Annotated in this window: 25 protein-coding genes; 11 read left to right on the top strand and 14 right to left on the bottom strand. The window is 56.3% G+C overall.

Annotation, left to right across the window (positions count from 1 at the left end; translation table 11 throughout):
- Positions 1-34 precede the first annotated feature (34 nt).
- Both poxB and ltaE read left to right on the top strand, forming a co-directional pair.
- A complete protein-coding gene (poxB, locus tag GVJ63_RS00460) occupies positions 35-1756 on the top strand; it encodes a ubiquinone-dependent pyruvate dehydrogenase (RefSeq protein ID WP_033771256.1) in 1722 nt (573 codons plus the stop codon).
- Positions 1757-1825: 69 nt separating this feature from the next.
- Positions 1826-2827, top strand: coding sequence for a low-specificity L-threonine aldolase (gene ltaE, locus GVJ63_RS00455; protein WP_010254443.1), 1002 nt, complete (start codon positions 1826-1828; stop codon positions 2825-2827).
- Positions 2828-2831: 4 nt separating this feature from the next.
- Here ltaE and GVJ63_RS00450 read toward each other — a convergent pair whose 3' ends face one another.
- Both GVJ63_RS00450 and GVJ63_RS00445 read right to left on the bottom strand, forming a co-directional pair.
- Positions 2832-3656 (bottom strand): N-acetylmuramoyl-L-alanine amidase, encoded by an 825-nt coding sequence (locus tag GVJ63_RS00450; RefSeq protein WP_159226271.1) that lies wholly within the window; start codon positions 3654-3656, stop codon positions 2832-2834.
- Positions 3653-3973, bottom strand: a complete 321-nt coding sequence (locus tag GVJ63_RS00445) for a heavy metal-binding domain-containing protein (protein WP_159226270.1) — start codon at positions 3971-3973, stop codon at positions 3653-3655. Before GVJ63_RS00445 ends, GVJ63_RS00450 begins: the two co-directional genes overlap by 4 nt.
- 106 nt (positions 3974-4079) lie before the next feature.
- On the opposite strand from GVJ63_RS00445, the gene GVJ63_RS00440 reads away from it, so the two are divergent.
- From GVJ63_RS00440 to GVJ63_RS00415, 6 genes are all read left to right on the top strand, one after another.
- Positions 4080-4619, top strand: coding sequence for a lipoprotein (locus GVJ63_RS00440; protein ID WP_010254434.1), 540 nt, complete (start codon positions 4080-4082; stop codon positions 4617-4619).
- 224 nt (positions 4620-4843) lie between these two features.
- Positions 4844-5572, top strand: a complete 729-nt coding sequence (gene artP / locus GVJ63_RS00435) for an arginine ABC transporter ATP-binding protein ArtP (protein WP_010254433.1) — start codon at positions 4844-4846, stop codon at positions 5570-5572.
- 15 nt (positions 5573-5587) lie between these two features.
- The gene (gene artJ / locus GVJ63_RS00430) at positions 5588-6319 is read left to right on the top strand and encodes an arginine ABC transporter substrate-binding protein (RefSeq protein ID WP_010669747.1); all 732 of its coding nucleotides are present in this window, start codon (positions 5588-5590) and stop codon (positions 6317-6319) included.
- 6 nt (positions 6320-6325) lie between these two features.
- A complete protein-coding gene (artQ, locus tag GVJ63_RS00425) occupies positions 6326-7042 on the top strand; it encodes an arginine ABC transporter permease ArtQ (RefSeq protein WP_010254430.1) in 717 nt (238 codons plus the stop codon).
- Entirely contained in the window at positions 7042-7710 is a 669-nt protein-coding gene (gene artM / locus GVJ63_RS00420; protein WP_159226269.1) for an arginine ABC transporter permease ArtM, read from the top strand. The genes artQ and artM overlap by 1 nt, the downstream gene beginning before the upstream one ends.
- 115 nt (positions 7711-7825) lie before the next feature.
- On the top strand, positions 7826-8557 hold the full coding sequence (locus GVJ63_RS00415) for an arginine ABC transporter substrate-binding protein (RefSeq protein WP_010254425.1): 732 nt from the start codon (positions 7826-7828) through the stop codon (positions 8555-8557).
- Here GVJ63_RS00415 and rlmC read toward each other — a convergent pair.
- From rlmC to GVJ63_RS00365, 10 genes are all read right to left on the bottom strand, one after another.
- Positions 8536-9726, bottom strand: coding sequence for a 23S rRNA (uracil(747)-C(5))-methyltransferase RlmC (rlmC, locus tag GVJ63_RS00410; RefSeq protein ID WP_159226268.1), 1191 nt, complete (start codon positions 9724-9726; stop codon positions 8536-8538). The two genes, GVJ63_RS00415 and rlmC, sit on opposite strands and share 22 nt — an antisense overlap.
- Positions 9727-9767: 41 nt before the next feature.
- Positions 9768-10235 carry a YbjO family protein gene (locus GVJ63_RS00405; RefSeq protein WP_159226267.1) on the bottom strand — a complete coding sequence of 156 codons (468 nt, stop codon included), beginning with the start codon at positions 10233-10235 and terminating at the stop codon, positions 9768-9770.
- A 75-nt stretch (positions 10236-10310) separates the two neighbouring features.
- Positions 10311-11156, bottom strand: a complete 846-nt coding sequence (gene potI, locus GVJ63_RS00400) for a putrescine ABC transporter permease PotI (protein ID WP_010254422.1) — start codon at positions 11154-11156, stop codon at positions 10311-10313.
- Entirely contained in the window at positions 11153-12115 is a 963-nt protein-coding gene (gene potH / locus GVJ63_RS00395) for a putrescine ABC transporter permease PotH (protein WP_010254421.1), read from the bottom strand. Before potH ends, potI begins: the two co-directional genes overlap by 4 nt.
- A gap of 9 nt (positions 12116-12124) precedes the next feature.
- Positions 12125-13258 (bottom strand): putrescine ABC transporter ATP-binding subunit PotG, encoded by a 1134-nt coding sequence (gene potG / locus GVJ63_RS00390; protein WP_010254420.1) that lies wholly within the window; start codon positions 13256-13258, stop codon positions 12125-12127.
- Between the two features lie 122 nt (positions 13259-13380).
- The gene (gene potF / locus GVJ63_RS00385; RefSeq protein WP_010254418.1) at positions 13381-14490 is read right to left on the bottom strand and encodes a spermidine/putrescine ABC transporter substrate-binding protein PotF; all 1110 of its coding nucleotides are present in this window, start codon (positions 14488-14490) and stop codon (positions 13381-13383) included.
- Positions 14491-14877: 387 nt separating this feature from the next.
- Positions 14878-15357, bottom strand: a complete 480-nt coding sequence (locus GVJ63_RS00380) for a YbjN domain-containing protein (RefSeq protein WP_159226266.1) — start codon at positions 15355-15357, stop codon at positions 14878-14880.
- 87 nt (positions 15358-15444) lie between these two features.
- Positions 15445-16347, bottom strand: a complete 903-nt coding sequence (gene rimK / locus GVJ63_RS00375) for a 30S ribosomal protein S6--L-glutamate ligase (RefSeq protein ID WP_159226265.1) — start codon at positions 16345-16347, stop codon at positions 15445-15447.
- 20 nt (positions 16348-16367) lie between these two features.
- Complete coding sequence (gene nfsA / locus GVJ63_RS00370; protein WP_159226264.1) at positions 16368-17090, bottom strand: oxygen-insensitive NADPH nitroreductase; 723 nt, start codon at positions 17088-17090, stop codon at positions 16368-16370.
- Positions 17091-17106: 16 nt separating this feature from the next.
- Positions 17107-17358 carry a DUF1418 family protein gene (locus GVJ63_RS00365; protein WP_061704169.1) on the bottom strand — a complete coding sequence of 84 codons (252 nt, stop codon included), beginning with the start codon at positions 17356-17358 and terminating at the stop codon, positions 17107-17109.
- Between the two features lie 255 nt (positions 17359-17613).
- Between GVJ63_RS00365 and GVJ63_RS00360 the strand changes: the two genes are divergently transcribed.
- Positions 17614-17877: a GrxA family glutaredoxin gene (locus tag GVJ63_RS00360; protein WP_010254413.1), complete on the top strand. Its 264-nt coding sequence runs from the start codon at positions 17614-17616 to the stop codon at positions 17875-17877.
- Between the two features lie 88 nt (positions 17878-17965).
- On the opposite strand, the gene ybjM is transcribed toward GVJ63_RS00360, so the two are convergent.
- A complete protein-coding gene (gene ybjM / locus GVJ63_RS00355; protein WP_010254412.1) occupies positions 17966-18331 on the bottom strand; it encodes an inner membrane protein YbjM in 366 nt (121 codons plus the stop codon).
- Between the two features lie 258 nt (positions 18332-18589).
- Here ybjM and GVJ63_RS00350 point away from each other — a divergent pair, with 258 nt between their 5' ends.
- Entirely contained in the window at positions 18590-20278 is a 1689-nt protein-coding gene (locus GVJ63_RS00350; RefSeq protein WP_159226263.1) for an aspartate:alanine antiporter, read from the top strand.
- A gap of 404 nt (positions 20279-20682) precedes the next feature.
- Positions 20683-21288, top strand: coding sequence for an undecaprenyl-diphosphate phosphatase (gene ybjG, locus GVJ63_RS00345; protein ID WP_010254408.1), 606 nt, complete (start codon positions 20683-20685; stop codon positions 21286-21288).
- 222 nt (positions 21289-21510) lie between these two features.
- Here the strand turns inward: ybjG and GVJ63_RS00340 are convergent, their stop codons facing one another.
- The gene (locus tag GVJ63_RS00340) at positions 21511-22713 is read right to left on the bottom strand and encodes a serine hydrolase (protein ID WP_010254406.1); all 1203 of its coding nucleotides are present in this window, start codon (positions 22711-22713) and stop codon (positions 21511-21513) included.
- Between the last annotated feature and the right edge of the window lie 153 nt (positions 22714-22866).

Below are 22866 nucleotides of genomic sequence, written 5' to 3'. Positions count from 1 at the left end.
CACTCTTCAGGGCGGGCCGACAAAGGAGAAGAGCATGAAACAAACCGTCGCGGCGCTGGTCGCCAAAACGCTGGAAAGCGCGGGCGTAAAACGCATCTGGGGCGTCACCGGGGATTCCCTTAACGGCCTGAGCGACAGTCTTAATCGCATGGGCACCATTGAATGGATGCCGACGCGCCATGAAGAAGTCGCCGCATTCGCAGCAGGCGCGGAAGCGCACATCAGCGGTGAACTGGCGGTCTGCGCCGGCTCCTGTGGGCCAGGCAACTTACATCTGATCAACGGTCTATTCGATTGCCATCGTAACCGCGTTCCTGTTCTGGCGATTGCGGCACATATTCCCTCCAGCGAAATCGGCAGCGGCTATTTTCAGGAAACCCATCCGCAGGAGCTGTTCCGCGAATGCAGCCACTACTGCGAACTGGTTTCGAACCCTGAGCAGCTCCCGCAGGTGCTGGGCATCGCGATGCGTAAAGCGATTCTGAATCGTGGCGTCTCGGTGGTGGTGCTGCCTGGGGATGTCGCGCTTAAACTGGCGCCAGAGAGCGCCAGCGCGGAATGGTATCCGCCACAGTTGCCGCAGGTCCTGCCACAGCCCGCCGAACTGGCGCAGCTGGCGCAGACGCTGAACGAAGCCAGCGATATTACGCTGTTGTGCGGCAGTGGCTGCGCCGGAGCGCATCAGGAGGTGGTAGCGCTGGCAGAAGCGCTGAAAGCCCCTATCGTCCATGCGCTGCGCGGCAAAGAACACATCGAATATGACAACCCTTATGATGTCGGCATGACCGGACTGATCGGTTTCTCATCCGGTTTCCACGCCATGATGAATGCCGGGACGCTGGTGTTGCTGGGCACGCAGTTCCCCTATCGCGCCTTCTATCCGGAAAAGGCTAAAATCATCCAGATTGATATCAATCCGGGCAGCCTTGGGTCACATTGTCACGTCGATCAGGCCTATGTCGGCGATGTGAAAAGCACACTGCAGGCGCTGCTGCCGCAGCTGACGCACAAAAGCGATCGCAGCCACCTCGACAGCGCGGTTAAGCACTATGGCGAGGCGCGCAAAAGTCTGGACGAACTGGCGCAGCCCAACGACAAGCAGCCGATCCATCCGCAATATCTGGCACAGCAGATCAGCCACTACGCCAGTGATGACGCCATCTTTACCTGCGATGTCGGGACACCGACCGTCTGGGCGGCGCGCTATCTGAAGATGAACGGCAAACGTCGCCTGCTGGGTTCGTTTAACCACGGCTCAATGGCGAACGCGATGCCACAGGCGCTGGGCGCGCAGTCGATTGATCGCAATCGTCAGGTGGTGGCACTGTGTGGCGACGGCGGCTTCAGCATGCTGATGGGGGATTTTATCTCGCTGGCGCAACTGAAAATGCCGGTCAAACTGGTGATTTTCAACAACAGCGTGCTGGGCTTTGTGGCGATGGAGATGAAAGCGGGCGGCTATCTCACCGATGGCACCGAGCTGGAGAATCCTGACTTTGCCGCTATCGCCGAGGCCTGCGGTATCCGGGGTATCCGGGTGGAAAAGGCATCTGATCTCAATGGCGCGCTGGAGCAGGCGTTTGCCCACGATGGCCCGGTGCTGGTGGATGTCATTACCGCCAAAGAGGAACTGGCGATGCCGCCGGAGATCAAAATGGAGCAGGCTAAAGGCTTCAGTCTCTACATGCTGCGCGCCATCATGAATGGTCGCGGTGATGAGGTGGTAGAACTGGCGAAAACCAACTGGCTGCGGTAAAACAGAGACTCCATCCAGGCGGGCGCGATGCCCGCCTTTTTTTTCTTCCGCCACGTTCAGGAGCATAGGGTGATCGATTTACGCAGTGATACCGTAACCCGGCCCAGCGCCGCCATGTTAAGCGCGATGATGTCTGCCGAAACCGGTGATGACGTCTACCGTGACGACCCCACCGTAAATGCGCTGGAGGCGGAAGCCGCACGGCTGAGCGGCAAAGCAGCGGCGCTGTTTTTCCCGACCGGCACCCAGGCGAATCTGGTGGCGCTACTCAGCCATTGCGAACGCGGCGATGAATATATCGTCGGTCAGCAGGCGCACAACTACAAATATGAGGCGGGCGGCGCGGCGGTGCTGGGCAGTATTCAGCCACAGCCGATTCTGGCCGCCGACGATGGTACGCTGCCGCTCGACGTAGTAGCGGCCGCCATCAAGCCGGACGATATTCACTTTGCCCGCACCCGCCTGCTGAGTCTGGAGAACACGCATCACGGTAAAGTTTTGCCGCTGGCGTATCTGGAACAGGCGTGGACCTTTACCCGCGAGCACCAGCTGGCGCTGCACATTGATGGCGCACGCATTTTCAATGCGGTAGTCGCGCAGCAGACCACGCTGGCGGCGATTGCCCGCTACTGCGACACCCTGACCATCTGTCTCTCTAAAGGTCTGGGCACGCCTGTCGGTTCTCTGCTGTGTGGCGACACGGCGCTGATTGAGCGCGCACGTCGCTGGCGTAAAATGACCGGCGGCGGCATGCGCCAGGCCGGTATTCTGGCAGCGGCGGGTCTCTATGCGTTAGAACACAATGTGGCGCGGCTGCAGGAGGATCATGACAATGCCGCCTGGCTGGGACAGCAGTTGCATGAGCTGGGCGTTCAGGTCATCGATCAGCAGACCAACATGCTGTTTGTGGCGGTGCCGGAAGCCCAGGTCAAACCATTAGGTGAGTGGATGAAGGCGCGCGGGGTGTTAATCAGCGCAGGAACCCGCACCCGTCTGGTCACCCATCTGGATGCTGATCGTGCGGCACTGGCGCAGGTCGTCGCCCACTGGAAGGCGTTTTTACACCAATAATCCGCTATTGCGCCGCGCCATATTTATCCAGTAGCGCGGCGGCTATCGCGGCGGTTTCTGCATCGGGCTGCCCGCGATAATCCGCAGGCCGGAAATGCATCTGAAATGCGGCGATTACCCTCTGCTGTTCACGCGCGCTCATCCCTGCCGTCACCGGATAGCCATAGCGCTGCAAACTTTCCAGTAGTGGCTCCACGGGCACCACCGCGTGCGGATCCTGACCCGCTAAATGAAACTGCACTCGTCCGGCATCGGGCCAGGCACCCATTCCGCGCTGGGCCAGCTGATGCCAAGGAAAGAGTGGGCCGGGATCCTGCTTACGCTGCGGCGCGATATCACTGTGACCGACAATATTTTCCGGTGCGATGCCGTAGCGCTGTGCAATATCGCGCAGCAGCGCCTCCAGCGTGGTGATCTGCGCAGCGGTAAACGGCTGCCATTCAAGACCGGTCAGGGTCCGGCGATAACCCTGGTTCACCAGTTCGATACCAATCGATGTGTCATTGATGCGGCTGGCTCCGCGCCAGAAGCTTGGACCGGCATGCCAGGCGAGCTGCTGCTCCGGCACCAGTTGCCAGATAATGCCTTTCCCGGCGCGCTGTGGCGGCTGGCGGGGGATCAGATAGTGGGCGCTGACTTCCCGATCGGTCAGGGTCGCCAGCGACGAAGAAAAATCCTCGGCGGTGTAGTGGATCACAATCACCTTCACCCGCGGTCGCGCGCCCTGCGCCGGATGCCGCAGATCGGCCCAGTAGCCGTCACGGGATTCTATCCCGGACTGGCAGCCCGCCAGCAGCAGCGCCAGTATCAGCCACAGCCACCGTTTCAACGAATGATCACCGCCGTGCCGCTGACGCTTACCATCAGCATGCTGCCATCTTTGCCGACCGTTTCGTAGTCAATTTCGATACCGACCACGGCGTTGGCGCCCAGCGCTTTTGCCTGCTCCTCCAGCTCTTCAAACGCGATCTCTCGCGCTTTGCGCAGCTCTTTCTCGTAAGCACCGGAGCGGCCACCGACCACATCACGGATGCCAGCGAAAAAGTCACGGAAGATGTTGGCACCCAGAATCGCTTCACCGGTGACGACGCCACAATATTCGCTGATGCTGTGACCTTCCAGCGTGGGGGTTGTTGAAAATTTCATCGCATTCTCCTTGTTGAAAACCGGGCTAAGGCTCTTTCGACTAAAAAGCACGGCTATACTCTATGCTAAAAAGGGCACCTTGCCAGAGAACCATAAGGAAATCGAGATGAGAAACAACGCGTTTGCGCTAATGATCCCGGCGGCCCTGCTGCTCAGCGCCTGTACCACCGTTGAGCCAGTGATTAAGGATAATGGCCCACGTACCGCACCGTGCATTGAAGGCGGTCCTGACCAGGTGGCCCAGCAGTTTTATGACCTGCGTATCGAACAGCCCACGCAGGGTCTGCCCGACAGCAACACCCTGGCAAAATATCGCCCTTACCTGAGTGATGCGCTGTACCACTCATTGCAGGCGGCCAGCGGCAGCAATGCAGGCGCACAGTGGCGCAATGGCGATCTCTTCTCCAGCCTGTCACAGGGTCCGACCGCCGCCAGCGTCGCTGATGCTTCCACCATTCCGAACCGCGATGCACGCAACATCCCGCTGCGGGTCGATCTGAGCCGCGACGGCAAGCAGTGGCAGGATGAAGTGCTGATGATCCATCAGGGCAGTTGCTGGGTGGTGGATGATGTGCGCTACATGGCCAACCCTGCGCATGCAGAAGGTGGCAGCCTGAGCCAGATGCTTGAGAAATCGAAAAAATAACCTCAGGCTTAACCGTTCAGAGAAGCGCAGTCGCCCCCGGGCGCTGCGCTTTTTTTATTTCCGCCGCCCGTCCCGCTGCAGCGCGCTGCTCCCAGGCAGTGCATGATATTGTGCTAAGCTTTTGCGGTTAGCCTGCTGTTTTACAAATTTTAACCCACCTTATTTGCATAACTATTCTGGTGACGTTAAAATCCGCGACACTAATAGCTATTCAAATCTGGCGCATGAGTATTCAACTAAACGCAATAAACTGCTTCTACGGTGCTCATCAGGCGCTGTTCGACATTAACCTTGAGTGTCCGCAAGGCGAGACCCTGGTGCTGCTGGGTCCCAGCGGTGCGGGTAAGAGTTCGCTGCTGCGGGTGCTTAACCTGCTGGAGCAACCGCGTTCAGGTCAGTTACAGATTGCCGGTAATCAGTTCGACTTCAGCCAGAAACCCTCCGATGCTGCGATTCGCGAACTGCGTCAGAACGTCGGTATGGTGTTTCAGCAGTACAACCTCTGGCCGCATCTTACCGTGCTGCAGAATCTGATTGAAGCGCCCTGCCGGGTACTGGGCCTCAGCAAAAGTGACGCCCGCGCCCGCGCCGACAAGCTGCTTGACCGGCTGCGCCTGACGCCCTACAGCGATCGCTTTCCGCTGCATCTCTCCGGTGGTCAGCAGCAGCGTGTGGCGATTGCCCGCGCGCTGATGATGGAGCCGCAGGTGCTGCTGTTCGATGAGCCGACTGCCGCGCTGGACCCTGAAATTACCGCACAGATTGTCAGTATCATTCGCGAACTGGCCCAGACCCGCATTACCCAGGTGATTGTGACCCATGAAGTGGAGGTGGCACGTAAAACGGCCAGCCGCGTCGTCTATATGGAGAACGGTCACATTGTGGAACAGGGCGATGCCAGCCGCTTTACACAGCCGCAAACCGAGGCGTTTGCTCACTATCTTTCGCACTAAGTCAGGATGCTAAAAATGAAAAAAATGGTACTTGCTGCACTGCTTGCTGGTTTTAGCCTGAGCGCTACGGCGGCTCAGACGATTCGTTTTGCGACCGAAGCCTCTTATCCTCCTTTTGAGTTTGTGGATGCGGACAACAAGATTCAGGGCTTTGATGTCGATCTGGCCAATGCGCTGTGTAAAGAGATTGATGCGACCTGCACCTTCACCAATCAGGCGTTCGACAGCCTGATCCCAAGCCTGAAATTCCGTCGTTTTGATGCGGTGATGGCGGGCATGGATATCACACCAGATCGTGAAAAACAGGTCCTGTTCACCAAGCCTTACTACGACAACTCCGCGCTGTTTGTTGCCCAGAAAGGCAAAGTTGCCAGCGTGGAAGCGCTGAAAGGCAAGCGGGTTGGCGTCCAGAACGGCACCACGCATCAGAAATACCTGACTGAGAAACACAGCGAGATCACCACCGTTCCTTACGACAGCTATCAGAATGCGGTGCTGGATCTGAAAAATGGCCGTATTGATGCTGTGTTCGGTGACACCGCAGTCGTCAACGAATGGCTGAAGCAGAATGCCGCGCTGGCTGCCGTTGGTGAGAAAGTCACGGACAAAGCCTACTTTGGTACCGGCCTGGGCATTGCGGTACGTACCGGTAACACCGAGCTGCAGACCAAATTCAATGGCGCGCTGGATAAGATCAAAGCAGACGGCACGTACAAAACCATCTACAGCAAATGGTTCCAGCAGTAATCTCTGATGAATGAAATGATGACCCTCGCAAGCGCCGCCGGCATGACCGTCGGCCTTGCTGTTTGTGCTCTCATCGCTGGCCTGGTGCTGGCGATGATTTTCGCTGGCTGGGAGTCACTGCGCCTGAAACCGCTGGCGTGGATTGGCACCGGCCTGGTAACGCTGATCCGTGGCCTGCCGGAAATTCTGGTGGTGCTGTTTATCTATTTTGGCGCTTCACAGCTGCTGCTCACCCTCTCTGACGGCTTCACCCTGAATTTCGGCCTGTTTCAGTTACCGATACAGGTAGAAATTGAAAACTTCGACGTCAGTCCGTTTCTGTGCGGTGTGATAGCGCTGGCGATGCTCTATGCCGCCTACGCCTCGCAGACGCTGCGCGGCGCGCTGAAAGCGGTGCCGATGGGTCAGTGGGAGTCGGGTCAGGCGCTGGGCATGAAAAAATCGGCCATCTTTCTCCGGTTGATTATGCCGCAGATGTGGCGTCACGCCCTGCCCGGTCTGGGCAATCAGTGGCTGGTGCTGCTGAAAGATACTGCGCTGGTCTCGCTGATTAGCGTCAACGATCTAATGCTGCAAACCAAAAGTATCGCCACCCGCACGCAGGAGCCGTTTACCTGGTTCCTGGTGGCGGCCGCTATCTACTTAGTGATCACGCTGTTCAGCCAGGCGGTGTTACGCCGCATCGAACTGCGCACCACCCGCTTTGAACGGGGGAACAGCTAATGCTGGCCTATCTGCCTGAACTCCTGAAAGGGTTGCATACCAGCCTGACGCTGACGGCAGCCTCGCTGGTCGTGGCTCTGCTGCTGGCGCTGCTCTTCACCGTGGTGCTGTCGCTGAAAACGCCGGTGTTCAACCCGCTGGTCAAAGGCTTTATTACGCTGTTTACCGGCACACCGCTGCTGGTGCAGATCTTCCTGATCTATTACGGTCCGGGACAGTTTCCCTCGATCCAGCAGATCCCCTGGCTGTGGCATTTACTGTCCCAGCCCTGGCTGTGCGCGATGCTGGCGCTGTCGCTGAACAGCGCGGCTTACACCACGCAGCTATTTTACGGTGCGGTGCGTGCAATTCCTTCCGGACAGTGGCAATCGTGTGCCGCGCTCGGCATGAGCCGCAAAGATACCCTGCGCATTCTGCTGCCATATGCATTTAAACGCGCCCTCTCCTCCTACTCCAATGAAGTGGTGCTGGTGTTCAAAGGCACCTCGCTGGCCTACACCATCACCCTGATGGAAGTCATGGGCCACGGTCAGTTGCTCTATGGCCGCACCTACGACATCACGGTCTATGCCGCGGCGGGTCTGGTTTATCTCTGCGTTAACGGTTTGCTGACGCTGATGATGCGGCTGGTCGAAAAGCGCGCCCTGGCCTTTGAACGACGTAACTGATATCCGGGCGAGGCCCCTCGCCCTTTTCGCCTGAAAAATCACACTAATTGCATAAAAATGCATTTTATGGCAGGGTATCGCCTTCTCTGGCTGACCACATCACAGGAATCATAAAATGAAAAAATGGATTGTTGCCGCTGCGCTGGCTTCGCTGGCACTTACCGCCCAGGCAGCGGAAAAGATTCGCTTCGCCGCCTCAGCGACCTACCCGCCGTTTGAATCCCTGGATCGGGAAAATAACCTGGTGGGATTCGATATCGATCTGGCCAAAGCGCTGTGCCAGCAGATGAAAGCGGAGTGTACCTTTACCAACAATGCCTTCGACAGCCTGATCCCGTCACTGAAGTTCCGCCGCTATGACGCAGTGATTTCCGGCATGGATATCACCACTGAGCGCAGCAAGCAGGTCGATTTTACCCAGCCTTATTACGCTAACTCCGCCATCGTGATCGCCCGTAAAGGCCAGTTCAGCAGCTTTGCTGAGCTTAAGGGCAAACGCATCGGCGTGGAAAACGGCACCACTCACCAGAAGTACCTGCAGGATAAGCATCCGGAAGTGAAAGTGGTAGCATATGACAGCTATCAGAATGCGATTCTGGATATGAAAAGTGGCCGGCTGGATGGCGTGTTTGGCGACAGCGCGGTGGTGAATCAGTGGCTGAAGACCAATGCGGATCTCGCCACTGTCGGTGAACATGTTACGGATGCGGACTACTTTGGCACCGGTCTCGGCATTGCCGTGCGTAAAGGCAATACGGCGCTTCGCGATCAGTTCAATCAGGCGCTGAACGAACTGAAAGCCAACGGAAGCTGGCAGCAGCTTAATCAGAAGTGGTTCCCGGAGTAATTACCGGCTGAGGCAGCCTCTGCCGATGCTTTCCCGGACTCGTGCTGACGGCGGGTTAACAGCGTCAGCACTTCAAAATGGGCGGTGTGGGGAAACATATCGAACATTTGCACCTTCGTCACCTCATAGGCGCTCAGTCGGGCAATATCCTGCGCCATGGTCTGCGGATTGCAGCTTGAATAGAGCAGATAATCCGGAGCCATCTGGCTGAGATAGTCACACAGCGCCTTACCAATCCCACGACGCGGTGGATTAACCAGCACCAGCTGCGGCACCGCATCGCGTCCGGTCGCAAACGCCGTAGAATCCAGCGCCGCAAACTGCACTTTTTCCAGTTCCAGCATCTCAGCGGAACGCTGGGCGCATTTTATCGCCTCGGCGCTGATCTCAATGCCCGTCAGTTCCATCTCCGCTGTCGCGCAGTGCAGACCAAAACCGCCTACGCCGCAGAAGAGATCCCACATGCTGTTGACCGGCAGCGCCCTGACCCAGTCGCGCGCGGTGGCATAGAGTGCGCTGGCAACCTGCGGGTTGGTCTGGAAGAAGCTTTGCGGGCGGATCCACAGCGGCACGCCGTTGAAGTTCTCTGCCAGCGACTGCGCGGGCGTCAGCGCAATCTCCTCTTCCCCCTCCAGAATCGCCATATGCACCGGCTGAATATTGGCAGAGATCACCGCCAGCTGCGGCAGTTGCTGTTGCAGCCACGGCAATGCGGCGCGCAGCTGTTCCAGTTTCGCGGTTGAACGCAGGACAAAGCGCAGCATCACGCCGCCCTGCTGGCTTTCGGTTATCAGCAGGAATTTGAGTTCGCCGCGTTTGCGCGCCACGTTATAGGGCGTCAGTCCGGCACGGGCGATAAAGGGCTTAAGTGCAGCAAAAACCGGCTGGAAGCTGGCGGGATAGAGCGGACAATCGCACAGATCCACAGCTTCACCATCACGATGGATTAATCCCAGCACCGGACGCTCGACGCTGCCACTCACCACCATTTTGGCTTTATTACGAAATGCCTGCTGCGGTGATGCGATCGGCGGCAACCAGGCAGCGACCGGCTGCTCAGCCAGTAACTGTTCCAGCATCGACTGTTTGTCGTTCAGCTGAGTGGGATAGGGTTTTTCCAGCCACTGACAGGAGCGGCAACGGTTAGCGTCATAAAGCGCGCAGTGCATGGTAAAGCCTTAACGATCGGGTCGGGCGGAGCGCGATTGTATCATCGCTTCCTGAAAAAAGCGCGACTGCTGGCAGGCAGAAACAGCAGCAGGAGCACCAGCAGATCGGGGATTTTCTGCGACAGGGTATGGTGGATAATCTGGACGTTGTTGTCGCCATCAATGCTGAAAATCTCGGGGTAGATCCAGCCCAGCGAGGCGACCAGCATATAGCTGAGCACAATCACCTGCGTCGCCACATAGCCCCAGCGTCCACGGTTACTGCCGCGCATCAGGGTAAAGGCGCAGCGCAGTTCGAACAGGAAGATCAGCTGGCTGGCGACAAAGATGAGTGTCGCGTCCCAGGACTGGGCGCTGCGGTGAACAAAATTGGCGAGTTCACTGTAACCCAGCTCGTTTGCCAGCATCAAAACGCTCAGGCAGCGGGTCGTAATAATAGCAATGCCCGCAACCGTCACCGGAACCGGCGCGATTGAAAGCGTGGCACTGCTTTTGAAGATTTCTGACATAGTCCGTGACTCCACCTGATCGAAAAACGGGCCGGTCAGACCGGCCCGTTCATATAGTGGCAAAGGTTACGGATTTCAGCCACGTTTAGCTTTCTGAATATCGCTTAAACGTTGTTTTTCTTCGTGTGCCATCACCCGCCAGGCGATAAAACCCACTAAACCGACCACAAACAGGATCAATGAAGCCAGCGCATTGATTTCCGGGTTAACGCCGCGTCGCACGGTGGCGAAGATCGCCATCGGCAATGTGGTGGCACCCGGCCCGGTCACAAAGCTGGCAATCACCAGATCGTCGAGTGACAGGGTAAACGCCAGCAGCCAGCCGGTCACAATAGCCGGTGCAATCATGGGCACGGTAATCACAAAAAAGACCTTCAGCGGCGTTGCGCCTAAATCCATCGCCGCCTCTTCGATGGAGCGGTCCAGCTCACGCAGACGCGAGTTAATCACCACGGCCACATAGGCGGTACAGAAGGTGACGTGGGCCAGCCAGATGGTCAGCATGCCGCGTTCGCTCGGCCAGCCAAAGGCGTTGCCCATTGCCACAAACAGCAGCAGCAGCGACAGTCCGGTGATGACGTCGGGCATCACCAGCGGCGCGGTCAGCATAAAGGCAAAACCGTTGTGGCCGCGGAAGCGACCAAAGCGCACGATAATCACCGCCGCCAGCGTGCCCAGCACCACCGCCATGGTGGCGGAGAGACCGGCAATGCTCAGACTCAGCAGAACGGCGTCAATCATCGCGCTGTCCTGGAAGAGCACCCTGTACCAGTGGAACGAGAAGCTCTCCCACACTGTCACCAGCGGTGAGCTGTTGAAGGAGTAAACCACCAGCAACAGCATCGGCGCATAGAGGAACAGGAAGCAGCAGACCAGAATACCGGTACGCCAGGGTGAGCGAATGGTTGGCAAATTATTCATGCCTTCTCTCCCATTTCACGGTTTTGATGCTTGTGGAACCAGATGATCGGCAGAATCAGGATCAACAGAATGATGACCGCCAGCGCAGAGGCCACCGGCCAGTCGCGGTTGTTAAAGAACTCCTGCCACAGGATGCGGCCAATCATGATGCTATCCGGGCCACCCAGCAGTTCAGGGATCACGTACTCCCCCACCGCCGGGATAAACACCAGCATCGATCCGGCGATAATGCCCCCTTTTGTCAGCGGGACAATCACGCTGAAAAAGGTCTTCAGCGGACGCGCACCCAGATCCAGTGAGGCTTCCACCAGCGAGTAATCAATGCGGGTCAGCGCGGTGTAGATTGGCAGCACCATAAACGGCAGATAGCAGTAGACGATACCGATATAGACCGCTGTATTGGTGTAGAGGATCACCAGCGGATGATCGATCACCCCCAGCCACAGCAGGAACCGGTTCAGAATACCGTTGTTGTTAAGCAGCCCCATCCAGGCGTAGACGCGGACCAGAAATGAGGTCCATGACGGCAGGATCACCAGCAGCAGCAGAATGGTGCGCATGGATGGCTTGCTGTGCGCCACGGCCCACGCGAGCGGGTAGCCAATCAGCAGACAGATCACCGTGGAGATCGCCGCCACTTTCAGCGACTGCAGATAGGCATCGACGTAGAGCGGATCGTCGGTCAGCGTCAGGTAGTTGCCGAAATTGAGCACAATGCTGAACTGGTCATCAGCCCAGCTCACCAGCTCGGTGTAGGGGGGAATCGCACGCGCAATGTCCGCGAAGCTGATCTTCAGCACCGTCAGAAACGGCAGCAGAAACAACAGCACCAGCCAGACATAAGGCAAGGCGATCACCAGCTTGCGGCCATGCTGCATTTTTATCCGCGTGGCCCAGCGTTGCAGCGGCGTGCCGACCAGTCGGGCAGGCGCTTTAGCGCGTTGGAAAATCTGGCTCATAGCCGCTCCTTAAACCGTCAACACCACGCAGCTGTCGCATTCCCAGCAGAGGCGGACTTCATCACCCCAGGTCGGCAACCCTTTGCGGTAGCGATGCGCGTTTTGCAACTGTGCGCTGATCATCTGTCCGCTGTGCAGACGGACATGGAAGATAGAGAGGTCGCCGAGATAAGCAATGTGGACCACTTCACCCACCGCAAAGTTGCAGCCATCGGCAGGCACCTCATCGCACAGCATCACTTTTTCCGGGCGCAGCGCGACATGGACCGGAACGTTATCCACCACCGAGACATCGGAGTCGACTTTCAGCGGATGCATCAGGCCGGGACTGTCAATCACCAGGCCATCCGCCTGACGTTCACGCAGTAAGCCTTCGAAGACGTTAACCGAACCGATAAATTCCGCGCTGTAGCGGCTGGTAGGATGCTCGTAGATCTCCTCCGGTTCACCAATCTGCACGAACTTGCCGCGATTCATAATCGCGATACGGCCCGCCATGGTCATCGCCTCTTCCTGATCGTGCGTCACCATCACACAGGTGGCGCCAACACGCTCCAGAATATCGACCACTTCCAGCTGCATCCTGTCGCGCAGCTTCTTGTCCAGTGCCCCCATCGGCTCATCCAGCAGCAGCAGTTTTGGCCGTTTCGCCAGGCTGCGGGCCAGCGCCACACGCTGACGCTGACCACCGGAGAGCTGGTGCGGTTTGCGTTTAGCAAACTCCTGCATATGCACCAGCGCCAGCATCTCTGCTACCCGGCTGGTGATCTCCCCTTTCGGCAGCCGATCCTGTTTCAGACCAAAGGCGATATTCTGCTCCACCGTCATGTGGGGAAACAGCGCGTAGGACTGGAACATCATGTTGATCGGGCGCTGATAGGGAGCAACGTGGGACAGATCCTGGCCATCCAGCACAATCTGCCCGCTGGTTGGCGGCTCAAAACCGGCCAGCATGCGCAGCAGCGTTGATTTACCACAGCCCGATGCGCCCAGCAGGGCAAAGATCTCACCTTTATAAATAGTCAGGCTGACATCATCCACGGCGTGTTGCCCGTCAAAGGATTTGGTCAGATTGCGAATTTCCAGCAGTGGCGTTAACGCCTTTGCGGTTTTATTTTGAGGACGGGGAATGGCATCGTTCACAAAGGTTCTCTCCGGAGCCAGGCGGAACATGGCGACAAAATTTGCCGCTAAAAATGGCACAACAGAGGCCGACACCGCGCCTCTGTTGCTGATTCATGACAGGTCAATCCGTTAAGGACGAATTACTTACCACTTTTTACTTTAGTCCATGCGCGCGTACGCACACGATCCAGTTTAGGATCCTGGACTTTCAGCACAAACAATTTCGACATCGCTTCTGGCGTCGGGAAGATACCCGGGTTGTTGCGGACGTCGGCATTGATCAACGGCAGCGACGCTTTGTTGCCGTTGGCGTAGTTCATTTTGTTGGAGACATCGGCGATCACTTTCGGATCCATGATGTAGTTCAGCCAGGCGTAAGCACCATCGAGGTTTTTCGCATCTTTCGGGATCGCCATCATATCGAAGAAGGCCAGTGCGCCCTCTTTCGGTACGCTGTAGCCCAGATGCACGCCATTTTTCGCCGCATCAGCACGGTTTTTCGCCTGCAGAATATCGCCCGACCAGCCAATGGCGACGCAGATATTACCGTTGGCCAGATCGTTGATGTACTGCGACGAATGGAAGTAGCGGATATTCGGACGCAGTTTCAGCAGCAGGTCAGTGGCCGCGCCGGAATACTCTTTGGCATCAGAGGTATTAGGATCTTTGCCCAGGTAGTTGAGCACCGTGGCGAAAATCTCTTCTGGGGCATCCAGGAAGGAGACGCCGCAGCTTTTCAGCTTCTCCAGATTTTCCGGCTTCAGCACCAGATCCCAGCTGTTGACCGGCGCATCGGCGCCCAGTGCGGCTTTGACCTTGTCGACGTTGTAGCCGATACCGGTGGTGCCCCACAGATAAGGAATGGCATATTTATTACCCGGATCGTGCTGCGCCACTTTTTCCATCAGCGCCGGATCGAGGTTTTTGTAGTTAGGCAGTTTGCTCTTATCCAGCGGCTGGAATACCCCGGACTGCAACTGACGCGCCAGGAAGCTGGAGGATGGCACCACCACATCATAGCCGGTGCTGCCCGCCATCAGTTTGCCTTCCAGGACTTCGTTGGAGTCAAACACATCGTAGACCACTTTGATGCCGGACTGCTTTTCAAAGTTCGGCACGGTATCTGGCGAAATATAATCGGACCAGTTGTAGACGTGCAGCGTTTTATCTTCCGCCATGCTGCTGGCCGATGCGGCCATCAGCGCAGCAGCTACCACAGCTGACAGCCATTTCTGACGTGAGTTGAACATATTTTTCCATCCTCCTGAGCGGGTCATTACAACGCTGCAAACCAGAGATCCCTGCATTGCGTTCTGTACAAGACGTCAGTGACACAATGAATCATTATTCAGCGGGAGTTTAATAGCAAAAACCTATAGCTGAGGCGCAGTTACGCGCCTGTTACAGCCCCGCAAGCATAGCCCCCCCGGTCAGGCTTCACCAGACCCCAGCGTAAAAAACGCCTGAAAGCGATATTTTATGCATGTTTGAGCTATGAGGTTCGGCTTTGATGGCATAAACCACGACTAATATCTGGCGTTAAAGGGCAAAATGCAGAATAAAAAATTATCGCGGCAGCGGATGGCGGGCATAAAAAAGCCGTCTCAGGGACGGCTTAGTGTGTGACCATGTCGGGCTTAGTGCAGCACAGAATGAACGCTGGTCACCGGAACGTGCTCTTCTTCTTCGCCCACGATCAGCAGATTGTTGGCAAAGGCTTCCAGGATCACCATGGAGATCTGCTCTTCACTCTGTTTAATAAAGTGCGAGAACTGACCAAAGGTTAACCCGGCGGTGGTAATCATTGACTGACAGACAATGAGTTTCGGCAGATTATCATCCTGAATGTCGATAAATGCTTTCACCGTCAGCGAACTGGCATTGATCTGCGACAAATCGCCAACCAGTGGAATCAGCGCCGTCGGCTTCACTTCAGCCAGCGCCGAAAACAGAATGACGTTGTCGACCAGATCGATTTTGGCGTCAAACACCCCATCGAAGTTTTGCATGTGCGGCAGATGAAGTGCCTGACAGGCATCGCATTCGAACCAGGTGATATTTTGCTGATCCAGCCAGCGACGCAGCAGGTCGATATCCGGAACGACAAGAGAATCCATCGTAAAATCCCAGTGGGGTGATAAACAGGCGACTTAGCTTACGGAAAAATGCGCGACGATGCCATGAAAACCGCTGAAAAGCGCGTGTCAGCCAGCGGTTTTAGGACGGAGCCCGGGGATGGCCTGCTGCTCGATCTGCGCGATCATCAGGGCGGCGATGTTAAGGTCACTGCTGGTTTCAATGCCTTCAAGACCGGGCGAGGCGTTAACTTCCATCACCAGCGGGCCGCGATGGGCGCGCAGAATATCGACGCCCGCCACTTCCAGCCCGAGCGTAGCCGCCGCTTTCACGGCGATCTGGCGCTCCTGTTGCGTAATGACGACCGGATAAGCTTTGCCGCCGCGATGCAGATTTGAGCGGAAGTCGCCCTCTTTCGCCACCCGCTCAATCGCTGCCACCACCTGATTGCCAATCACCAGACAGCGAACATCACGACCCTGCGCTTCTTTAATAAACTCCTGCACCAGAATATGGGCATTCAGGCCGCGAAAGGCATCGATAACGCTTTCTGCCGCCTGCCGTGTCTCCGCCAGCACCACGCCAATGCCCTGGGTGCCTTCCACCAGCTTGACCACCAGCGGCGCACCGCCGACAAGGGCGATCAGATCAGCGGTGTCATCGGGTGAGGAGGCAAAGCCGGTGACCGGCATGTCGATGCCTTCTCGTGCCAGCAGCTGCAGCGAGCGCAATTTGTCACGGGTGCGGGTAATGGCGGCGGACTCATTCAGCGGATAGCTGCCGCACATCTCAAACTGTCGCAGCACGGCCGTGCCATAAAAGGTAATAGGGTTGCCGATGCGCGGGATAACCGCATCAAAATGGCCCAGCGGTTCACCACAGTAGTGAACCGCCGGTGAGGCGGGATTAATATTCATATAGCAGGAGAGCGGATCGATGATCTGAACCTGGTGGCCGCGTGCGGCGGCCTCCTCACGCAGTCGCCGACTGGAGTAGAGCGTCTCATCACGTGACAGGATAGCTATCTTCATCGCTGCTCTCCCTTACTGGCTTAACGCGTGGCCCAGCCCTGCTGATGCAGATAATCGAGCATAAACGGACGCGTCTCTTTAATGATCAGGCGCTGGATCAGCTCACTCCAGGTTTCGCTGCGCTGGTTGCTGCCGCGCTGCTGATAATAGAGTTCTGTGCGGCTATCGTATTCGGCCAGTACCGCCGGATCCAGCGGCTGATAGCGGTTCTCATGCACCAGCATCGCGTGCGGCATACGCGGTTTGACGTCCGGCTTTGACTCCGGATGGCCCAGGCAAAAACCAAACAACGGCAGAACAAATTTCGGCAGGCCCAGCAGTTCGGTTACTTCCACGATACTGTTACGGATTCCGCCGATAAAGACGCCGCCCAGATCCAGCGATTCCGCTGCGACCATGGCATTCTGACCCATCAGCGCGGTATCGACGCAGCCCAGCAGCAACTGCTCGGCACGACCCAGCTGCGCATCAGGGCAAATCTGCAGGTGGCGATTAAAGTCAGCGCAGAAGATCCAGAACTCAGGCGCATCCGCGACCCAGGTCTGTCCGCCCGTCAGCTTCACCAGCTTGTCGCGCAGGGCTTTGTCGGTGATACGGATAATGGAAGAACACTGTAAAAAACTGGATGTGGACGCCGATTGCGCCGCAGTAATAATCGCTTCACGCTGTGCTTCGCTGACCGGCTGGTCAGTAAAGGCGCGGATTGAACGATGGCTGCACAGTAAATCAATGGTCGGTGTCATAAAGTCTCCAGCAATATTATCTTTTTTTGTCAGTTTGATTAAACAGCTGTGGTGCTATCGCTTTCGCGGTGCGCCACATTAACAGCCAGGCAGCAGGCAGCATCAGAACCACGCCAGCAATAAACAGCACAGTGGCCAGCGTTTTTACATCCGCCTTGTCTGGCAGCGGAAACCAGTGGTTTATCAGCAGCAGCGCGGCCACGATTAACAGGCCGCCAGCCGCCTCCAGCACCACCACAAACCGGGGTAATCTGGCTACACTCTGCATGATATCCTCCTGCCTTAGCGGCTGACTGAGCGTCAATTATGGTCAACAACCCAAAAATTGCGCGAGATACACGGGCTGCCGGCGCGAAAAAGCCTCTGATTCAGAGGCTTCCTGACCGGGCAGCGATAGCGTGCGGGCATCAGACTAACAGGCAAATCCTGCTTTCCTTAAGCGATACGAGCGGGCATCATGGTTGCCATTCTCTGTTTCATTGTGTGATACACATCACATAATAGTCGCTGCAAGGAGTTCTCAATGATTGCTGTTATTTTTGGTCGTCCGGGCTGTCCCTACTGTGTGCGTGCCCATGAACTGGCCGACAAACTGACCGCTGAACGTGATGATTTTAGCTACCAGTATGTCGATATTAACGCAGAAGGCATTACTAAAGCCGACCTGGAAGCGAGCGCCGGTAAACCGGTCAGCACCGTGCCACAGATTTTCGTCGACGAAAAACATATCGGTGGCTACACCGAGTTTGCGGCCTGGACCAAAGAGAATCTGGGATTTGCCGCGTAAGCGCTGATACCCGGAATGAAAAAGGCGAGCCAGGATTTTCCTGTCTCGCCTTTTTGCGCTCTGCCGGTCATCCATCGCCCAACACTGTTTAATTGAGTGATGCCATCACTATCTGCATCAACCGCACCAGCAAAGCCCCGCAGCCTGCCCAGAACAGCGCGCTGAGGCTCCATGCGACCACAAAAAGTGCATTGCTGTGGATAAACAGGCTGCTGTTTAACAGCAGTGCTGCCAGTAACGTTCCCCATAGCCCCATCAGCAGGGTGCTTTTTAGCGGGCTCTCCACCTGCACCAATGCCATCACAATACCGGGCAACATAAAGAGCAGTAATTCGGGCTGACCGCGAAGCGGGCCGGGACCGACCTGCCAGAAATGACAGGTAAAGACAAACACCAGACTATACAACACCACGCCGCACAGGCGGGTAGTCCAGAGATAAGAACGCTGCGGCATACCACCCCACTAATTAAAAGTAACCCCGACAATAACCTGCTGATAACCCTGATGCGTTCAGATGGAAATAAAAAGAAACAGTTCGCTGTGGCAACGAATGAAAACAGCCAATGGCTGTGAAAGATATTTGTGATTAGAATAGCGCCGCGGTAAAGGTTCCATTTGCAGTACTGATGCAACAGCACCTCAACGGCCTGCTCACGATAGCGAAAAACAGGCTACTCTTCAATAGGTTACATGTAAACAAGAAGTTAAACAGTGAATATTAACGTCGCAGAATTGTTAAGCGGAAATGACATTTTGTTATTGTTTGTCGTTTTAGCGCTCGGCCTCTGTCTGGGTAAGTTGCGTCTGGGCTCGGTTCAGCTCGGAAATTCGATTGGCGTATTAGTGGTTTCGCTCTTATTAGGCCAGCAGCACTTTACGATCAATACCGATGCATTGAGTCTGGGCTTTATGCTGTTTATTTTTTGTGTCGGCGTCGAAGCGGGTCCCAACTTTTTTTCCATTTTCTTTCGCGACGGCAAAAACTATTTCATGCTCGCCATCGTCATGGTGGTCAGCGCACTGTTGCTGGCGCTGGGACTGGGCAAACTCTTTGGCTGGGATATCGGTCTCACCGCTGGCATGCTGGCCGGGTCGATGACCTCAACGCCGGTGCTGGTCGGAGCGGGCGATACCCTGCGGCAAAGCATCAGCGATCCAAAGCAGCTTGGGCTGATGCAGGATCAGCTGAGCCTCGGTTATGCCGTGACCTATCTGATAGGCCTGGTCAGTCTGATTTTCGGCGCACGTTATCTGCCCCGTCTGCAACATCAGGATCTGCCCACCTGCGCCCAGCAGATCGCCCGGGAGCGCGGCCTGGATGCGGACAGCCAGCGCAAAGTTTTCCTGCCGGTGATCCGCGCCTATCGCGTCGGTCCGGAACTGGTGGCATGGAGCGGCGGCAAAAACCTGCGCGAACTGGGTATCTATCGTCAGACCGGTTGCTACATTGAGCGCATCCGCCGCAACGGTATTCTCGCCAGTCCCGATGGTGATGCGGTGTTACAGCTCGGCGATGATATCTCGCTGGTGGGCTATCCCGATGCTCACGCCCGGCTCGACCCCAGCTTCCGCAACGGCAAAGAGGTTTTTGACCGCGACCTGCTGGATATGCGTATCGTCACTGAAGAGATCGTGGTGAAAAACCACAATGCGGTAAACAAACGCCTCAGCAAGTTAAACCTCACCGATCACGGCTGCTTCCTGAACCGGGTGATACGCAGTCAGATTGAGATGCCGATCGACGACAGTATCATGCTGAACAAAGGTGATGTGCTGCAGGTCAGCGGCGAGGCACGACGAGTGAAAAGCGTGGCGGATCGCATTGGCTTTATCGCGATTCACAGTCAGATGACCGATCTTTTAGCCTTCTGCGCCTTCTTTATCGTGGGTCTGATGATTGGTCTGTTCACCTTCCAGTTCAGCAATTTCAGTTTTGGTATTGGTAACGCCGCGGGCCTGCTGTTCGCCGGTATCATGCTCGGCTTCCTGCGCGCCAACCATCCAACCTTTGGTTATATTCCGCAGGGCGCGCTCACTATGGTGAAAGAGTTCGGTCTGATGGTGTTTATGGCGGGAGTGGGATTGAGTGCCGGTAGCGGCATTAATCACGGCCTGAGCAGCGATGGTGCGCTGATGCTGCTGTGCGGCCTGCTGGTCAGCCTGATTCCGGTGATCATCTGCTATCTGTTTGGTGCTTATGTGTTGCGGATGAACCGCGCCCTGCTGTTTGGCGCCATCATGGGCGCACGTACCTGCGCACCGGCCATGGAGATCATCAGTGATACGGCACGCAGCAATATTCCGGCGCTGGGCTATGCCGGAACCTATGCCATCGCCAACGTGTTGCTGACGCTGGCGGGAACGCTGATTGTGATTATCTGGCCGATATTGCCCCTATAAAATTTTTTTGCCTGCGTCCAGAACTTTATTGTTAAGGGATAGTCATAATAAGTGCCACTGCTTTTCTTTGAAATCCCCAAATTGTGGAGCCCGCTGGTCTTTTTCCCGGCGGGTTTTTTTATGCCTTTTTTTCGTCCCTCCCCGTCATTCCCCGCCTGATTCGCAACTGCAAGTGTCATAAAACTTAAACCGTTACACAACTCAACGGCAGATTAAGAGCCTTTCTATAGACGAACAAAACGGTAAAAAGCAGGATAGACCGCTGTTTAGTTAGCAATTTGTGCTGACTGATTGGGTGAGCGTGCTGTCGCTGACCGTTTTTTTTGCCGCTGTTATCGGACCGGGCTGGCGGGATGCTGCCAGCTGCCGTTAACCGGACTGTCTGCTGAGGAATTTATCCCGAAATGGAAGAGCTGAACCATTCACTGTTTACTGCCATTAATGCCACACCGGCTTCACCCGCCTGGTTACTGCAGCTGGCGACGTTTTTTGCCAAAGATCTGATCGCCATTGTGCCGCTGTTAATCGTAGCGATGTGGCTCTGGGGACCGCGCGATCAGGTTTCTTCGCAGCGGGTGCTGGTACTGAAAACCGGTATGGCGCTGATCTATGCGCTGGCGATCTCCTGGTCTGTGGGCCAGCTGTTGCCGCATCCCCGCCCTTTTGCTATCGGTTTTGGTTATCAGTTCCTGCATCACGCCGCCGATGACTCCTATCCCAGCGATCACGGCACCACAATATTCACCTTTGCACTGGCCTTTATCTTCTGGCATCGCCTCTGGTCAGGTGTGGTTCTGATGGTGGCCGGTTGCGCTATTGCCTGGTCGCGGGTCTACCTTGGCGTTCACTGGCCAATGGATATGCTGGGCGGGTTCCTGGTGGGGCTGCTGAGCTGTCTGGCTTCGCATCTGGCGTGGCAGTTCTATGGCGAGCGGATGCTGGCGGTAATCAATCCACTCTATCGGTCGCTATTTGCCGTGCCGATTCGCAAAGGCTGGACGCAGGATTAAGAAAGGGACGCGTTAGCGTCCCCAGCACTGTGGCAAACCCGGATTTACCGCAGCGAATAAGCTTAAAGCGCAGGTAACAGGGTCAGAGGAGGAAAGCGTCCCGCGCCAGGGACGGCGCGGACCGAGCGTGTCATGGATGACGGATTTTGCGTCTTTCCGATCTGACCCTGTTCCCTGTGCAGGCTCGGGCTCAACGCAGTACGAGCCTGCGTCCCTGCTTACTTATGAAAACCACTTCCCGAACCAGCCATTGAATTTCATCATCACGAAATCAATCATCCGGCTGAAGAACCCGCCTTCCGGCACATCCTGCATCACCACCAGCGGCCGCTGCTCAATGGTTTTCCCGTCCAGCTGGAAATCGATGGTGCCGACCACCTGATTCTTCTTCAGCGGAGCTTCCAGCTGCGGCGTAGTGAGTCTGAAACTCGCCTTCAGATTCTTCATCTGCCCTTTAGGGATGGTCAGCGCAGCATCTTTCGCCACGCCCAGATTGACCTGGCTGCGATCACCGAACCAGACCCGCTGCTGCGCAAACGGTGCATCCGCTTTAATCGGCGTGACCGTTTCAAAGAAACGGAAGCCCCATGTCAGCAGCTTTTCACTTTCGCGGAAACGAATCGCATCGCTGGCGGTGCCCAGCACCACCGAGATCAGACGCATATCCCCTTCGGTTGCTGAAGCGACCAGGTTATTCCCCGCGCCTGAGGTGTGGCCGGTTTTGACGCCATCAACCTTGAGATTGGTGCTCCACAACAGGCGGTTGCGGTTGATCTGGCGAATATTATTGAAGGTGAACTCTTTCTCTTTATTCAGCGCGTACTCTTCGGGCACATCGCGGATCAGCGCCTGAGCAATCAGCGCCATGTCACGCGCGGTACTGTACTGCCCTTCTGCATCCAGACCATGCACCGTCATAAAGTGGGTATTCTGCAGTCCCAGCGCCTTCACGTAGTTGTTCATCAGGCCGATAAACGAATCCTGACTGCCCGCCACATAATCCGCCAGCGCAATACAGGCGTCATTGCCGGACTGGATCACGATTCCCTTATTCAGCTCATGCACCGGAATACGATCGCCCGGCTTGAGGAACATCAGCGACGAGCCGCGCAGCTTAGGGTTGCCGGTGGCCCAGGCATCCTGTCCGACGGTAACCAGGTCATCCGGCTTGATTTTCCCCGCTTTAATCGCCTGACCCACAACATAGCTGGTCATCATTTTAGTCAGACTGGCGGGGTCGAGGCGCTGATCGGCACTGGATTCGGTTAACACCTTACCGCTGGCGTAGTCGATCAGAATCCACGCTTTAGCATCAATGCCTGGCGCGGCGGGAGCCTGCTCAGCAAAAACGCTGACGGGGGCAAGAATCAGTAATGAAGTGGCAGCAAGGTGCCGCAGGCGAGATGTGAAGCGAGTGTTTGTCATGGGCTTGGCCGGATTGTCCTTGTTAAATCGAAATTCCAGGGGCAGAAAATTCTCACTCAAACGCTAACCCTTGACGGCAGCGAAAAAAACCGTCGAATCGTAAAGTTTTTTAGAGTTTAGTAGAGTAACCCTGGCATAAGTGCCGCGCGCGTG

The organism is Pantoea sp. 18059 (assembly GCF_902706165.1).
Classification (GTDB): domain Bacteria; phylum Pseudomonadota; class Gammaproteobacteria; order Enterobacterales; family Enterobacteriaceae; genus Pantoea; species Pantoea agglomerans.
This window is presented reverse-complemented; position numbering and strand designations above follow the sequence as displayed.

Bases quoted from the DNA above. Each gene is read 5' to 3' on its own strand.
- potH (WP_010254421.1), bottom strand. From the start codon at position 12,115: ATGAGCCAGATTTTCCAACGCGCTAAAGCGCCTGCCCGACTGGTCGGC.
- GVJ63_RS00415 (WP_010254425.1), top strand. From the start codon at position 7,826: ATGAAAAAATGGATTGTTGCCGCTGCGCTGGCTTCGCTGGCACTTACC.
- GVJ63_RS00440 (WP_010254434.1), top strand. From the start codon at position 4,080: ATGAGAAACAACGCGTTTGCGCTAATGATCCCGGCGGCCCTGCTGCTC.
- potI (WP_010254422.1), bottom strand. From the start codon at position 11,156: ATGAATAATTTGCCAACCATTCGCTCACCCTGGCGTACCGGTATTCTG.
- artQ (WP_010254430.1), top strand. From the start codon at position 6,326: ATGAATGAAATGATGACCCTCGCAAGCGCCGCCGGCATGACCGTCGGC.
- artP (WP_010254433.1), top strand. From the start codon at position 4,844: ATGAGTATTCAACTAAACGCAATAAACTGCTTCTACGGTGCTCATCAG.
- ybjG (WP_010254408.1), top strand. From the start codon at position 20,683: ATGGAAGAGCTGAACCATTCACTGTTTACTGCCATTAATGCCACACCG.
- nfsA (WP_159226264.1), bottom strand. From the start codon at position 17,090: ATGACACCGACCATTGATTTACTGTGCAGCCATCGTTCAATCCGCGCC.
- artM (WP_159226269.1), top strand. From the start codon at position 7,042: ATGCTGGCCTATCTGCCTGAACTCCTGAAAGGGTTGCATACCAGCCTG.
- artJ (WP_010669747.1), top strand. From the start codon at position 5,588: ATGAAAAAAATGGTACTTGCTGCACTGCTTGCTGGTTTTAGCCTGAGC.
- rlmC (WP_159226268.1), bottom strand. From the start codon at position 9,726: ATGCACTGCGCGCTTTATGACGCTAACCGTTGCCGCTCCTGTCAGTGG.
- potF (WP_010254418.1), bottom strand. From the start codon at position 14,490: ATGTTCAACTCACGTCAGAAATGGCTGTCAGCTGTGGTAGCTGCTGCG.
- GVJ63_RS00340 (WP_010254406.1), bottom strand. From the start codon at position 22,713: ATGACAAACACTCGCTTCACATCTCGCCTGCGGCACCTTGCTGCCACT.
- GVJ63_RS00380 (WP_159226266.1), bottom strand. From the start codon at position 15,357: ATGGATTCTCTTGTCGTTCCGGATATCGACCTGCTGCGTCGCTGGCTG.
- GVJ63_RS00360 (WP_010254413.1), top strand. From the start codon at position 17,614: ATGATTGCTGTTATTTTTGGTCGTCCGGGCTGTCCCTACTGTGTGCGT.
- GVJ63_RS00445 (WP_159226270.1), bottom strand. From the start codon at position 3,973: ATGAAATTTTCAACAACCCCCACGCTGGAAGGTCACAGCATCAGCGAA.
- GVJ63_RS00405 (WP_159226267.1), bottom strand. From the start codon at position 10,235: ATGTCAGAAATCTTCAAAAGCAGTGCCACGCTTTCAATCGCGCCGGTT.
- ybjM (WP_010254412.1), bottom strand. From the start codon at position 18,331: ATGCCGCAGCGTTCTTATCTCTGGACTACCCGCCTGTGCGGCGTGGTG.
- GVJ63_RS00365 (WP_061704169.1), bottom strand. From the start codon at position 17,358: ATGCAGAGTGTAGCCAGATTACCCCGGTTTGTGGTGGTGCTGGAGGCG.
- rimK (WP_159226265.1), bottom strand. From the start codon at position 16,347: ATGAAGATAGCTATCCTGTCACGTGATGAGACGCTCTACTCCAGTCGG.
- poxB (WP_033771256.1), top strand. From the start codon at position 35: ATGAAACAAACCGTCGCGGCGCTGGTCGCCAAAACGCTGGAAAGCGCG.